Annotated in this window: 14 protein-coding genes; 10 read left to right on the forward strand and 4 right to left on the reverse strand. The window is 51.1% G+C overall.

Annotation, left to right across the window (positions count from 1 at the left end; genetic code table 11):
* Window positions 1–67: 67 nt before the first annotated feature.
* Window positions 68–997 (reverse strand): metallophosphoesterase, encoded by a 930-nt coding sequence (locus BK816_RS00585; RefSeq protein ID WP_071163438.1) that lies wholly within the window; start codon window positions 995–997, stop codon window positions 68–70.
* A gap of 22 nt (window positions 998–1,019) precedes the next feature.
* Window positions 1,020–3,197 carry a transglycosylase domain-containing protein gene (locus BK816_RS00590; RefSeq protein ID WP_071163439.1) on the reverse strand — a complete coding sequence of 726 codons (2,178 nt, stop codon included), beginning with the start codon at window positions 3,195–3,197 and terminating at the stop codon, window positions 1,020–1,022.
* A gap of 29 nt (window positions 3,198–3,226) precedes the next feature.
* Here BK816_RS00590 and BK816_RS09020 point away from each other — a divergent pair, with 29 nt between their 5' ends.
* Both BK816_RS09020 and BK816_RS00595 read left to right on the forward strand, forming a co-directional pair.
* A complete protein-coding gene (locus tag BK816_RS09020; protein WP_083378954.1) occupies window positions 3,227–3,388 on the forward strand; it encodes a DUF4177 domain-containing protein in 162 nt (53 codons plus the stop codon).
* On the forward strand, window positions 3,388–3,846 hold the full coding sequence (locus tag BK816_RS00595; RefSeq protein ID WP_071163440.1) for a RidA family protein: 459 nt from the start codon (window positions 3,388–3,390) through the stop codon (window positions 3,844–3,846). The genes BK816_RS09020 and BK816_RS00595 overlap by 1 nt, the downstream gene beginning before the upstream one ends.
* A gap of 148 nt (window positions 3,847–3,994) precedes the next feature.
* Here the strand turns inward: BK816_RS00595 and BK816_RS00600 are convergent, their stop codons facing one another.
* On the reverse strand, window positions 3,995–4,672 hold the full coding sequence (locus BK816_RS00600; RefSeq protein WP_071163441.1) for a Crp/Fnr family transcriptional regulator: 678 nt from the start codon (window positions 4,670–4,672) through the stop codon (window positions 3,995–3,997).
* Between the two features lie 155 nt (window positions 4,673–4,827).
* On the opposite strand from BK816_RS00600, the gene nth reads away from it, so the two are divergent.
* From nth to BK816_RS00615, 3 genes are all read left to right on the forward strand, one after another.
* Window positions 4,828–5,490, forward strand: a complete 663-nt coding sequence (nth, locus tag BK816_RS00605; RefSeq protein WP_071163442.1) for an endonuclease III — start codon at window positions 4,828–4,830, stop codon at window positions 5,488–5,490.
* A gap of 99 nt (window positions 5,491–5,589) precedes the next feature.
* Window positions 5,590–6,816 (forward strand): hypothetical protein, encoded by a 1,227-nt coding sequence (locus BK816_RS00610; RefSeq protein ID WP_071163443.1) that lies wholly within the window; start codon window positions 5,590–5,592, stop codon window positions 6,814–6,816.
* Between the two features lie 27 nt (window positions 6,817–6,843).
* On the forward strand, window positions 6,844–7,671 hold the full coding sequence (locus tag BK816_RS00615; RefSeq protein WP_071163444.1) for a hypothetical protein: 828 nt from the start codon (window positions 6,844–6,846) through the stop codon (window positions 7,669–7,671).
* 106 nt (window positions 7,672–7,777) lie between these two features.
* On the opposite strand, the gene BK816_RS00620 is transcribed toward BK816_RS00615, so the two are convergent.
* Complete coding sequence (locus tag BK816_RS00620) at window positions 7,778–8,197, reverse strand: YbjN domain-containing protein (RefSeq protein ID WP_071163445.1); 420 nt, start codon at window positions 8,195–8,197, stop codon at window positions 7,778–7,780.
* A 148-nt stretch (window positions 8,198–8,345) separates the two neighbouring features.
* Between BK816_RS00620 and BK816_RS00625 the strand changes: the two genes are divergently transcribed.
* From BK816_RS00625 to BK816_RS00645, 5 genes are all read left to right on the forward strand, one after another.
* Window positions 8,346–9,968 carry a CpaF family protein gene (locus tag BK816_RS00625; RefSeq protein WP_071163446.1) on the forward strand — a complete coding sequence of 541 codons (1,623 nt, stop codon included), beginning with the start codon at window positions 8,346–8,348 and terminating at the stop codon, window positions 9,966–9,968.
* Between the two features lie 45 nt (window positions 9,969–10,013).
* Window positions 10,014–11,108, forward strand: coding sequence for a hypothetical protein (locus BK816_RS00630; protein ID WP_071163447.1), 1,095 nt, complete (start codon window positions 10,014–10,016; stop codon window positions 11,106–11,108).
* 129 nt (window positions 11,109–11,237) lie between these two features.
* Window positions 11,238–11,540 carry a DUF4244 domain-containing protein gene (locus BK816_RS00635; RefSeq protein WP_071163448.1) on the forward strand — a complete coding sequence of 101 codons (303 nt, stop codon included), beginning with the start codon at window positions 11,238–11,240 and terminating at the stop codon, window positions 11,538–11,540.
* Between the two features lie 107 nt (window positions 11,541–11,647).
* On the forward strand, window positions 11,648–11,968 hold the full coding sequence (locus tag BK816_RS00640; RefSeq protein ID WP_071163449.1) for a hypothetical protein: 321 nt from the start codon (window positions 11,648–11,650) through the stop codon (window positions 11,966–11,968).
* 74 nt (window positions 11,969–12,042) lie between these two features.
* On the forward strand, window positions 12,043–12,447 hold the full coding sequence (locus BK816_RS00645) for a flp pilus-assembly TadE/G-like family protein (protein ID WP_071163450.1): 405 nt from the start codon (window positions 12,043–12,045) through the stop codon (window positions 12,445–12,447).
* Window positions 12,448–12,573: the final 126 nt, after the last annotated feature.

Here is a 12,573-nt window from a genome sequence, read left to right on the forward strand (position 1 = left end):
GATTAGTATAGCTAAAAGATTGCCCCTTGCCAACTTTTTCCCATGAAAAAAGGCGTAAATGATAAGGCTATACCCAGTTAATAGTGATTAGCGAAGCCCTTGGGCGACAAGCAAAACGGAAGGGAGCAAAACGACTTGTGCCCAATCCAGCAGAAACAAAAAGTTTCAAATCTTGCCAATGACTTAAACCCGAGGCCGCCGGCCTAGGCAAATCACAGTTCGTAACCAAAGCCCCATAACCTGGAACACAAAGTTGTCCACCATGAGTATGGCCAGCCAAAAGCAGATCAATATTAGTTTGGGCAAAGGCCTCAACCACTCGCAAATAGGGTGCATGAGTGACACCTAGACGTAACCAAGGAAGCTCAGTGGCAGGGGTATTGGTAGCTTCAGATTTGTAAGGCAAATGATCCAAACTGTCATTTTCCATGTGAGCATCAGCAGTACCCCAAACCTGAACCTTGCCATCAAGCATTTCAGCTTGGGTATTCTCTACATTCACCCAGCCAGCATTCTCAAAAAAATCTACCAGCTCTCTTGTCGGAAGATCCGGTCGATGATCTTCATTAGGATCGTCGGCTGTGCGAGGATCCCGGCGTAAATACCGGGTCCACGACTTAGGCTTGGGGGAAAAATAGTCATTAGAACCGAGGACGAAAACCCCGGGGAAGCGCAATAGCGGGTGCAGAGCTTCCTGTAGGCTAGGCAGAGCCTCCAATGCTCCAAAATTATCCCCAGTAGCAACCACCAAATCTGGTTCTAAACGTTCTAAATCGCGCACGAAATCAATCAGCCACTGATCCTTGGGGCGCAAATGTAAATCAGCGACCTGCAAAATCTTCAATGGCGGGCGGGCGTCAACAGTAGCCTCGCCCTCGGCAGGCAAGGTTAACGTCACTTGTTCCAAATAAGGCCAACGTCGTTCGAAAGCACCCCAAGCAAACCCCGCGATGGGGGCTAAAAGGGCTGCTCCCGCCAAGAACTTAGAAGTGCGCATAAAAGTCAGTTCAACCTACCAATTACGGTTTAGGAGCCGGCTTAGGAGCTGGCGCAGCAGGCTTTGACTTACTCTTGGACTTCTTCGAAGACTTAGACTTTCTTGGGGTTGCCTTTGGACGATCACCCAGAGAAACCTGTTCAAATCCTTCGACAGGCTTACCTTCCATTGCAATCGACATGAAACGTGCCCAAGCGGTAGCTGGCTGATCCGCACCGAAGACTTCACGCCACCAGCGGCCGTTAATGTTGACGTCTCGCATCGGAACCAAACCTTGCGAGTTACCCATCCAAACTGCGGTAGAAAGCTGCGGGGTGTAACCCACTAACCAACCGTCGGTGTTGTTGTTCGTAGTACCAGTCTTGGAAGCCGCTGGGCGACCAATATCGGCATAACCATAGCGTCGGTAAGAATCATTGGTCTTGTTAAGAACCAACGTGACTTGCTTGGCTACCTTTTCCGGAATGACCTGTTCACATTCGGGCTTCGCCGTGAACAAGACCTTGCCCTGGGCATCCTTAACTTCCAAAACCGACTGCAACTTACACTGCTTGCCGTTGTCAGCCAAGGTGGCATAAGCACGAGCCATGTAAAGCGGTGGCACAGAGTTAGCGCCAATAACCGCAGACGGACCAAAAGTTGGAATATTGCCTTGGCCGTCGTAAGCGCCTACCTTCATAGCAAAATCACGAATCTTACAAAGATCGCCAAGCTTAGAAGCCATGCCCGCAAAGGTAGTGTTAATCGACTGTTCAGTACCACGAATAATGTTCGTAGCGCTGGCGCTCATACCGTGCGCGTTCGCCACTTCCCAGTCGTCCGTGCTGGCTTCTGGACAGTGAGCCTGGAAGTCGCGGCGACTCCACTTAAACTTACCGCCAGCAGATTCGTAGGCCGAACGGTTATCCATAAACCAAGCACCCACAGTCATCGTCTTAAAAGACGAACCAGGGGCACGGCCCAAACCACCACCGTGGGCGTTATCCGCATTGTAGGAAACGAAGTCGCGGGTCTTATCAGTCTCGTTCGGGGTGCCGTACTGAGTATTTTGAGCCATTGCGCGAATATAACCGGTACGAGGTTCAACCGCAGAAAGCGCAATCTTAAAGTTTGAAGGATCGCCCAGTGGAACCTGCTCGGTAATCGAGGTGAAAGCGGCATTTTGCATGCGGCGATCGAGTGAAGACTTAATGGTCAAACCGCCACGCATCAGCAGATTACGACGCTCGCCACGAGTCTTACCGAAAGCGTCATTATTCATGATGTCAGCCAAAACATACTGGCAGAAGTAGGCCGCGTTTCCAGCAGCCGCACAACCGGCTGTACGCTCGGTGATCTTCAACTGATCCTTGACCGGAGTATTAACGATCGATTCGTACTCGTCTTTTTTAATAAAGCCCGCCTTGTACATCGACGCGGCCACTACGTTACGTCGATTTTGTGCGTTTTCTGGATGACGAGTCGGATCATAGTTGTAAGGAGACTGCACAATACCAGCCAGCAAAGCTGCCTGGGCATTGGTCAAATCTTTGGCGTGAGTAGAGAAGTAATGCAAAGAGGCAGACTCCACACCGTAAACTGAGGTCCCGAACGGTGCAATATTCAAATAGCGAGTCAAAATCTGGTCCTTGGACCACTTCTTCTCCAAAGCGAGCGCGTAATTGGCTTCACGTAGCTTACGACCAACGGTCTGCACTTTCGCCTGATTAATCGCCGCCTGATCCCCACGTTGGATGCCGTTCTCAATCAGCGTATTCTTCACCAACTGCTGAGTAAGAGTCGAAGCGCCCTGAGTCGAAGACTTAGCGACATTCGACAAAGCGGCACGAATCATGCCCTGGCCATCAACCCCATGGTGCTGATAAAAACGACGGTCTTCAATCGCCACGATTGCGTGACGCATATTGTCAGAAATCTGATCGGCCGGAACAATAATGCGGTCTTCGGCGTAGAAACGAGCCAAAACCGAATCATCATCAGCCAAAATCACAGACTGCTGCGAGGGCGGCAAAATCTCAAACTCGTCCGGCAAAGTCTCAAAAGAACTAATACCAGCACGGGCGGTTAGACCGAGGGCGCCAGTGGCTGGCAACAATAAACCAGCACCAACCACGCCCAAAAGCACCGACAAACCCAAAAACGCCAAGAAGTAGGCAACTAGCTTGTCTAATGCTGCTTTTCCAGTGGGACCATTACTCATAGGTATAGATTACCCTCTATGATTCTTATATGACTAAATGGGAGTACGTAACAGTTCCGCTTTTGATCCATGCCACTAAACAGATTCTTGACCAATGGGGTTCCCAAGGTTGGGAATTAGTGCAGGTTATCCCAGGGCCTTCGGGCACTGAAAACCTAGTGGCCTACATGAAACGCCCTCTGGAGGACTAATGAAAATCTCTGAAAAACTAGCCGAACTTGGCCTAGAACTACCTGCAGTTGCCGCCCCGGTCGCTGCCTATTTGCCCGCTTTGAAAGATGGCGAACTCGTCATGACCTCCGGTCAGCTCCCCCTAAAGGATGGGGAACTTGTTGCCACCGGTGTCATGGGAACCGCCGACGCTCCAAGCGTTGAGGAAGCCGCTCAGGCCGCTCGCCAGTGTGCGCTTAACGCCATCGCTGCTGCCGCTGAAGTTGCTGGGGGAGTTGATAACCTCGCTGCCGCCATCAAAGTCACCGGCTTTGTTGCTTCTGCCCCAGACTTCAACGGCCAGCCACAGGTCATCAACGGAGCCAGCGAACTCCTTGCCGAAGTCTTCGGCTCGGGTCACGCCCGTTCCGCAGTTGGCGTTGCTGCTCTGCCGCTAAACGCCTCGTGCGAGGTCGAAGTAACTTTCCGACTCGCCTGATTCTTTCTGGCCGAGGACGAAACCCGTGTTCCGTCCTCGGCTGGCAATAAACAAAACTAGATAAAAGTTTTCCCCGCTAGGACCAAGTCACTAGCGGGGAAAACTTTTATCTAAGCTGAAATCTCAGCTGCTTCGCACCAAGGCGAAATCAGCGAGCGCGACGCTTCAAACGCTCCACATCCAACAAGGTCACAGCGCGACCTTCGAGGCGGATCCAGTTACGGGAAACGAACTCGGCCAACGACTTGTTGACGGTTTCACGAGAAGCGCCAACCAACTTGGCTAGTTCTTCCTGGGTCAAATCGTGTGGGACGTGAATGCCGTCTTCCACGCGAGCGCCGAAACGTTCTGCCAAATCGAGCAGAGCCTTTGCTACACGACCAGGAACGTCTGAGAAGACCAAGTCGGCAAGGGTTTCGTTGGTGCGACGCAAACGAATCGCCAAGGCGCGCAACATGTGCATGGCCATGCCGGGGTGTTCTTCCAAGAAATTCACCATGTCAGCGTGCTCCAAGTACAACAACTTGGAAGGCGAAATGGCGGTGGCTGTGGTGGAACGGGCACCCAAGTCGAACAACGACAATTCACCCAAAACTTCACCAGGGCCAATGATGGCAAGCAGGTTCTCGCGGCCGTCAGCCGAGGAGTGACCCAACTTCAACTTGCCTTCCATTAGGATGTAAAAGCGCTTGCCTTCATCACCCTCATGGAACAACACTTCACCACGACGAAGGGCCACAACGCCCATCATGGAACGAAGTGCAATCTGATCTTCTTCGCTCAGCCCCGCAAAGAGCGGCACCTGCGCAATAACATTGACTTCCACTATTTTCCTCTCTGCCACAGATGGTGGCTAAATCCACATACACTTCTATATTGCCCAATTGTGACTAGATGCACCACTCATAAACGCAGTTTTTTCCAAATTGCTTCCGATTTTGGCCTGAAGGCATAATTAGAGTTTGACGAAAGGACGATTCGATGAGCCCCGCGAAGCGACGAAAAAAGACTCCAAGCGCTCCGGTAGAACCGGTTTTAGATGCCTTAGCGCAGCGTTATCCGCACCCAGAATGCGCCTTGATTCATCGCAATCCTTTCGAACTTTTGGTAGCCACAATCCTTTCAGCGCAGACTACTGACGAGCGAGTAAATACGGTTACGCCCGGTTTGTTTGCGGCCTATCCAGATGCAGCCACACTGGCGAAAGCTAACTTGGTGGACTTGCAAGAAATTGTGCGTCCGCTCGGATTTTGGCGCCGTCGAGCCTCGCAACTGTTGGAACTAGGCCAAATTTTGGATGCCGAGTACGGGGGAGAGGTGCCGCAAGAGTCTGAATTGTTGGAGCAATTGCCTGGGGTTGGTCGTAAGACTGCGAACGTTGTCCGAGGCAATTGTTTCAACCAGCCGGCAATCACAGTTGATACGCATGTTGGTAGATTGGCTCGCCGCTGGGGATGGACGGAAAGTAAAAATCCGGTTGTTGCCGAAAAGGATCTGGCGAAGATTTGGCCGGCCCCTGAACTCACCGACATTTGTCATCGAGTAATTTTGTTCGGACGCGAGGTTTGCCATTCCCGCGGACCTGAATGTGAAGTTTGTCCCATTTTGCAGTTTTGTCCGCAGATCGGTGTGGCGAATAGTTAGTTTCGCCCACTTTTGGGACTTTCGGCGCGTACCAAGCTTACTGTTAGGCAATGTTCGGTATGTTTTAGACAGAACTATCGCCACCCCTTGGAGGAAAGCATGAGCGAGCGTAATTTCGACGCAGCTGAAGAAAACGTGTCCCTACCTGCTGAAGGTACCCAGACTGACCCGCAAGACGTTTACGGTGACACCAGCACTGCCTTGCCAGTAGTAGAGGATGCGAACTATGTTGGCACTCCTTCTGACTTGTCCAAGCCGTTGGACGAGGACGGGGATAGTGACCTCTTCCAAGAAACCCCGGCAGATACTGCTGATTCCACTCAAGATGTCAACGTGTTGGCTGAAGGTGCAGAATCTGGTGCTTCGGTAGCTGCCGAAACAGAAACGGAAACTGTTGCCGCTGCCGGAACTGAACCGGTGGAAGATGAACTACAAACCACGATGATTACTCGCCGTTCTTTGCTTGGCGGGATGAACTCGACTATTCCTGCTTCCGGGCCTGGTGGCGAGATTCTGCAGCCTGGTCCAAGTGGTGCTGATGTGGCCGGACCGGTAGTTTCCCAAACTCCAGTGGAGGCAGAAACTGTTCCTTCTTTCGCCCCAGGGAGCGCTGCTTCAACCGCAGCCCCTGAATCGATGGACAAAACCGCTGGGGAAGAGGCCGGTTTTAAGGCTGGTTTCCCCAGTGAAACTGAAAGCTTGAGCACTGGCGAAATGCTCGCCGCCGCCCAAAACGAAGAAGCTGGCTTGGACGAGGCTGAACTATTCGCCGCTGCTTCCATCCCGGCAACCTTGCCTTCGCGGGCTGGCGCTCATGCCTGGTCTTTGCTTTACGCCATCTTGGCTACCGTGATTTCTTGGTTCTTGATCTCGGACGGTATCGCTCACCTATCCTTGGTAGAAAACGCGCCCTCGATCACCGGAGAAATGGCCATTGGCGCGTGGATTGAACTCGGTGCCGGTCTAATCATCGCGGGCTTGATTGCTTTGAGTGCCCGTTGGTCCACTTTGGGTCAACTCGTCTCGGCTCTACTGCTTTTGATCGTTGGTACACCTTTCATTGCCGTGCCGTTGTGGACCGCAAACTTGTTGTCCGAACCGTTGGCCGCTTTGCGTAACTGGAACGATTGGGGCAAGGCCATCGCTCACCACTTGGAATGGACTGGCTACCACGGTCTGCTCTTTAGCCTCGGTGTGATTGCTCTCTTCGCTTGGTTCGGTATGCACGGTGCTCGCAAGAATGGCGCTAAGCGCGAGGTGCAGCGTCAGGCGCTAGAAGAGCAGAATGAAAACAGCGAAAAGCTTCGCGCCGCCGCTGCCAACTGATTCCTCTTCTACTTTTAAGCTTTAACTTTGCTGGCTAGAGCTTTAGCCCTTTGGGCTTCCGATCCTGACTTGTCGGCAACCTGGCAAGAGATACAGCCTGATTTTGCGCGCCTGCGCTTCTCGCGTGGCTTGCGTAATGGGTGGGAAGAAGCGCGGGCCGAGGCCGCAATCTGGAATGCGGTACACGCCAGCAAGCTACTTGGTTCTCGGGTTTTAGCTTCTGAACTGCGACGGCAATTGGCTGACTTGGAAGGCGCGCCCTCGGCCAACAAAATTGCGGTGGCAGCCTGGCGCATGCAAAGTCGAATCCAAGGAACCTTACCCCCACTTAATGAGCGTCGCGATCTTGCGACCACTCGACACAGCACTATGCCGGCACCGCAGCTCCTTTCGGGTCTGTTATTGGATTGGCAAGCAACCTGGGAGACTCCTGAAGTGCCCCCTAGGCAAGAGGCTTTTTCAGTGGCTTTAGCTTTAGCCGAGGCAGACGCACCGGCATGGCTTTGCAGCGGTCTGGCTTTGGCGGAACTTTGGGGAGCTGCGAACCCTGTTTTGGGTTGGGCTTTTGCACGATGGATTCTTTGTGCGCGTGGAGTAGAGCCAACTGGCGTTTGGGCTCTGCCTGATTTAGGCGATGCGCGAGGTAACCAACTCTCGTGCGGTATCGTCCCCGAAAAAACCGGTCCGCTAGGAAACGCAGATTGGGCACAAGCTTTAGCTGCGTACCAAAGTGGAACACCCGAGGGCGTAAAAACTTATTTGGCGTGGTATCTGCAGGTGCTAGCTGCCGGGGTGGCCGAGGGCGAAGCAATTTCTCAATCAATTCTGGCCGCAATTCCGCGGCAGGATAACTAAACACCCCCCCAACGCTTTGGCTAAGACGCAAAATCGTGCAGGCTTGGTTTAGGCGTTCTAGGAATCGGTTAACCCAGTTTAGATTTTGGGCTCTTCTCTTGTTTGGCTAGGCGAATTGAGGAAAATCTTGGTCAAGTTGCTGACACAAGCGGATGGCCAAAGTCATTTGTTCGGCGAAAAACTGGTCTAGTACCTCGTCGCTGACGGCTTCGGCTGACAGAGCACCATTGGTACACACGAGGAGTCCATCGCCCTCGGGATCTGCTTGGAGACTGATTTGGTCTGTGCTATTGTCAGCATTCCATTTTTCGATGAAAGTTTCAGCAGTTTTGCGCTCAGACGACGGAAAAATACCCTGCCAGCTGCTGGCGAATTCAAGCTGGTTTTCAACGAAAGCCATCCAAACAATGAAGCTGCCATAGGGAAAAACGATAACGCCGTCTTCTTCGACTTCATAATTTAGTTCTTCTTGGTCGAGGTACTGCTGCACTCTTTCGAGTGTTAGGGGAGCAAGTTTTGAAGACATTCGTTTTCCTCCGTAAGTATTTGCCAAACAAGTTATCTATCCACAAGCATAAGGCAAACGAATTTATGTGGATAAAAACTCCCGCTTTGATTCAAGAGGACCTCCGGTTTGTCACAATCGCTCTAACGGTTTTTTAGTTGGAGGGAAAATGCGGAAGTTACTTAGTAGAAATCGTGGTACTGATACCTGGATTGATTTGCTTGCCGAGGACGCCCGCTTGGGATTCTCGGCCGCTAAAGAGCCGAACTTGGTGGTGGCAGCAAGCCTGGGAAGCAGAACAAACGTGACGCATACGCAGACAATGCCCCCGCCTCCGCCACCAAATATCCCCAGTTCACCAATAATCTCGACTGGGGACCGACAAATTACTTTTGGCAGGATCGCTACTTCTGGAAATACGTTAAATCTTGATCCTGTTGCATTAACGCCAATCGTTTCTTTGCCATCTCAGCTTGTTTCCCAAACGGAATCTCAGAAGATTTTGCGGAACAATACTCAAAAAGTCGTGAAGTATTCGCGCCAAAGTATTGTTCCCAAGGAAATACCTGGAAATCAAGTAGGGGAAGATAGTTCTGCTGCCATGAGGGAACATGTGCCGATTGTAGGGGACTACCTTCCTACTGAAAAGGAAGAACAACCAATCGGTAGCGGGTGTATTTCCAACGAAGTTGGAGTTAGCGATTTACTACCGAAAAACAATGAGGTAGCCAGAGTAGAGCGTATTTTGGGGCGACAGGTCAACTTTGCGGCACTGCCAAATGATGTGGCCTCTAGTTTGCAGTTTTTGACTCAACTGTTGACAGATAACCCTCAGATTACGGATATTATGTTCGGTCCCCAGGGACTATGGGTTGATGGCCCTGCGGGACTTACGCAAATCAGTAAGAGTTTTCTTACAGAGTCTTTGCGTTTAGCGCTTGGGCGACGGTTAGCGCTTCTAGCCCAAGCTCGTTTTGATCAGGCGGTCCCTATCTGTGATGGATCCTTAACTTTGGGTCAATTTCCTTTGCGGCTTCATGCAGTTTTACCGCCGGTAGCGGCGAAAGGCATTTTGGTCAGTTTAAGAACTGCACAGCCGGCCACTTGGGGGTGGAGCGAATTGTTAAAGTCAGAAACTGTTCCCTCTGCGATCACCCCCATGCTGACGATGCTCGTGAAGAAACGAGCTAATGTGTTTATTTCCGGTGGCACGGGGAGTGGAAAAACCACATTTTTAGGTGCCTGGTTAGGGCAGGTTCCCGCCACACAAAGAATCGTGATTGTCGAACAGGTTCCAGAAATTCAAACTATTCATCCGCATGCACTACGTTTGCAGGAAAGAGAGAAGAACTTGGCAGGGGCCGGTGAAGTTAGTTTGAGTGATTTGGTGAGGGCGGCAATGCGGATGCGGCCAGATCGGATTGTCTTAGGTGAATGCCGTGGAGCAGAAGTAAGGGAGGTGCTTTCGGCTATGAATACCGGTCACGATGGCTCTGCCGCCACGATCCACGCTAATAGCGCTCAGGGGGTACCAGCACGATTACAGGCACTGGGAGCTATGGCCGGATTGCCCAGCGAGGCAATGGCAGTGCAGGTGCTAGCTGGGGTCGATGCCATTATTCACTTAGCTAGAGATCCCAAAACTGGAGCACGGCGGGTGAGCGAACTGGCAGTTCCTAAACTGGAGGACGGTCGCTTAGTGGCGCAGTTAGCCTGGCAGACGAAAGCTGGAGTTAGCGGTGGGGTACAAGGCCCTGGGTGGCACCAACTAGCCAGAACCTATTTGGTTTAGCAGCAAAATGAGAAGTTATTGGTTTATGCCTAGTTAGGGTTGGCAATGCAAAGGATGAAGCTAACTAAGACTAAAAGAGGAGAGAAAAAGACGGGCGGTTTATCGCCGGATTTGTTGGCTTGGGCCTCGCTATTACGTGAGGTTTCGGCAGGAGTAGCCAGTGGCCAGAATTTGGAAGAACAATGGTGTCAATCCATGCAAAATCGAGGGATCCAAACTAGTGACCTAGCTATTGTCGATCTAACCGATTTTGCGCCAACGCTGCAGCAATGGTTGCAGTCTTGGGATCCAAAAGCGGGCGAAAAAGCGGCATTTCGAGCCACTATTGCTACCCAAAAACTGGCAAGCCTTTGGGGAATGGATCCGACTAAAAGCTTCGCATTGGTGGCCACGGCACTGGAGCGTGCTCAAGCAATTCAAAATGCTCGAGATGCTGCCTTGGCGGGACCTAAAGCAACCGTGCAACTGCTTGGGTTTTTACCGTTTGCGGGTCTGATTGCGGGTGAGGTGGTCGGCTTATCACCGCTTACGGTTTTATTCGGCTCTTTCCTTGGCTGGGTTGCACTAGTTCTGGGCACGATCGCTTGGCTCTTAGGGTGGGGGTGGAGTCGGTTATTGTGGCATCGTGCGATAGCGGTAGGGGATTCAGCGTTAGCGGTCCCTTGGCCAGTTCAGTGTGTGCTGTTGGCACAAGGATTACAAACTGCGGGTTCTTTGCCACAGGTATTGGTCGAGGTCGCTTCAGCTTGCGAACATGACGATCTGGTTAGTTTTGGGCAAAAGCTTGTTTTGGAGTCCTTTTGGCAAGTGGATACTCCCAGTCGTTACAAGACTAAGCCAACAAGCGCTAAAGGTGCTGGGCGATGGCGATTATTTCCACGGAAAGAATCCCAGATATTTGACTTCCAAGTGCGGGAAGAGCTATTTGGCGTGCTAGAAAAAACTTGGCTAATAGGTGCTGATCCAAGCGAGCAGTTGATACATTTTGGTTCGTCAGTGGCCTTAAAGCAAGAACAATATGCACGAAAGGCTGCTGAAGAGTTAGCGATAAAATTGACTCTTCCTTTGGGACTTTGCTTTCTTCCCGCGTTTATTGCCTGGAGTATTTTCCCGGCTATTTTAACCCTCTTTCACAGTTGATCTGCGACTCTATTCCAGTTAATTCCCCGCTCTTTTCCACAGCTAACCTTTCCCCAACCCACTTGTGTTCTTAGGAGTGAAAGCGTCGATTTTTTAGATGATGAAAGAGCCAAAGTGAAAGGAGCAAACATGAAAAAATTTGAAGAAAAACTAACTGGTCTTTGGACCTCAGCCTACTGTCAGCTACACAGCTGGGAGAATCTCAATCTTCACCACACTGGTAGGAGGTTAAAAAATGCCACAGCAGAAGTAGTTGATGGTCAGGGTGGTCGGCGCGAACTGTTATGTCAAGAAGACGGGATGAGTACCGCAGAATATGCCATCGGTACTTTGGCCGCAGCTGCCATCGCTGGGGTGCTACTAGCTATTGCTAAATCTGCGCCCTTTAAAGCTATGCTGACCAAAATGATCAACTCTGCCTTTACCGTTTAATCGCAGTTTCTCAAAGCTAGTTATCACTTTAGGGAGGGACAATGAGACGAAAAACTGGTGGGTGGTCTCTCAAACAAGGTTCCATATTTCGAGGGAACAGTGCCGGGATGGTAACCGCAGAAACAGCCGTGACTGCGCCAATTGTGGTGCTGGCATTGAGCCTACTTTTTGCTGGTGGACGAGTGTCAGTTGACTATTTACAAGCTTGTGAACTTGCTCGGAATGCTGCACGACAAGCAGCCGTTTCGGGCACGACCGAGGCAGGTAAAGTCGATCTGCCAAATGTGTCTTTACAAGTTACCGGTTCGCAAGTAACAGTAAGCGTCGTTAAACAGTCGAAAATGCTTGGCAACTGGCACTTACCAGCGGTAACTTGTCAAGCCACTATCTGGCAGGAACAAGATAGCTGGCAACAAACTGAGCCCTAAGCGTTAACGTTCAGATGCCAAAATGCAGGCTGAGGGGGCAAGAGCAATAACGATTTCTAAGGTGGTTAAGCAAAATGTCTGGAACAATGCGGGCGGTTGGTCTCTTGGGAACAGGAGTCGTATTAACTGCTGGAATATTGGCGGTAGGACAAGTTGCTTGGATGACTCAGAGAGCACAACAAGCGGCAGACTTAACAGCCATTAGCGTTAGTGAACTAGGTGCTAAGAATCTTTTGAAAACAGATTACGAACCTTGTTTGCTGGCCAAAGAAATAGCCCTAGCTAACGGCGCTCAGCTAGTTGCTTGTCAAAGTGAGAAGCAAATCCCCGTAGGGCATGAAGACGCTCAGGTTTTACGGTTTTTGCGGCAAACGGTCACTAAAGCACAAATTAAGGTTGAAATTGAGCGGACGATCCCTTGGCTGGGGACTTTTCGACGAGTTGCTCAGGCAAAAGCAATTACTGAATTGGGAGAGTAAAACCACGCAGTTAGGCGGTTAAATGCTAAGGTGTAAAAGCTGGAAAGGTGAGGCATTAGCAGCAAAATAGCTGGTTGGGAAACTAGCGTTGATGCGTTTATGGCCTTGACCTTCTAACGAGGAAAA

This window comes from Boudabousia tangfeifanii, assembly GCF_001856685.1.
Lineage (GTDB): Bacteria > Actinomycetota > Actinomycetes > Actinomycetales > Actinomycetaceae > Boudabousia > Boudabousia tangfeifanii.

What these genes read in the sequence shown, in the direction of transcription:
- BK816_RS09020 (WP_083378954.1), top strand. Translation starts at nt 3,227, where the DNA reads ATGACTAAATGGGAGTACGTAACAGTTCCGCTTTTGATCCATGCCACT.
- BK816_RS00620 (WP_071163445.1), bottom strand. Translation starts at nt 8,197, where the DNA reads ATGTCTTCAAAACTTGCTCCCCTAACACTCGAAAGAGTGCAGCAGTAC.
- nth (WP_071163442.1), top strand. Translation starts at nt 4,828, where the DNA reads ATGAGCCCCGCGAAGCGACGAAAAAAGACTCCAAGCGCTCCGGTAGAA.
- BK816_RS00630 (WP_071163447.1), top strand. Translation starts at nt 10,014, where the DNA reads ATGCAAAGGATGAAGCTAACTAAGACTAAAAGAGGAGAGAAAAAGACG.
- BK816_RS00645 (WP_071163450.1), top strand. Translation starts at nt 12,043, where the DNA reads ATGTCTGGAACAATGCGGGCGGTTGGTCTCTTGGGAACAGGAGTCGTA.
- BK816_RS00595 (WP_071163440.1), top strand. Translation starts at nt 3,388, where the DNA reads ATGAAAATCTCTGAAAAACTAGCCGAACTTGGCCTAGAACTACCTGCA.
- BK816_RS00625 (WP_071163446.1), top strand. Translation starts at nt 8,346, where the DNA reads ATGCGGAAGTTACTTAGTAGAAATCGTGGTACTGATACCTGGATTGAT.
- BK816_RS00610 (WP_071163443.1), top strand. Translation starts at nt 5,590, where the DNA reads ATGAGCGAGCGTAATTTCGACGCAGCTGAAGAAAACGTGTCCCTACCT.
- BK816_RS00585 (WP_071163438.1), bottom strand. Translation starts at nt 997, where the DNA reads ATGCGCACTTCTAAGTTCTTGGCGGGAGCAGCCCTTTTAGCCCCCATC.
- BK816_RS00590 (WP_071163439.1), bottom strand. Translation starts at nt 3,197, where the DNA reads ATGAGTAATGGTCCCACTGGAAAAGCAGCATTAGACAAGCTAGTTGCC.
- BK816_RS00640 (WP_071163449.1), top strand. Translation starts at nt 11,648, where the DNA reads ATGGTAACCGCAGAAACAGCCGTGACTGCGCCAATTGTGGTGCTGGCA.
- BK816_RS00635 (WP_071163448.1), top strand. Translation starts at nt 11,238, where the DNA reads ATGAAAAAATTTGAAGAAAAACTAACTGGTCTTTGGACCTCAGCCTAC.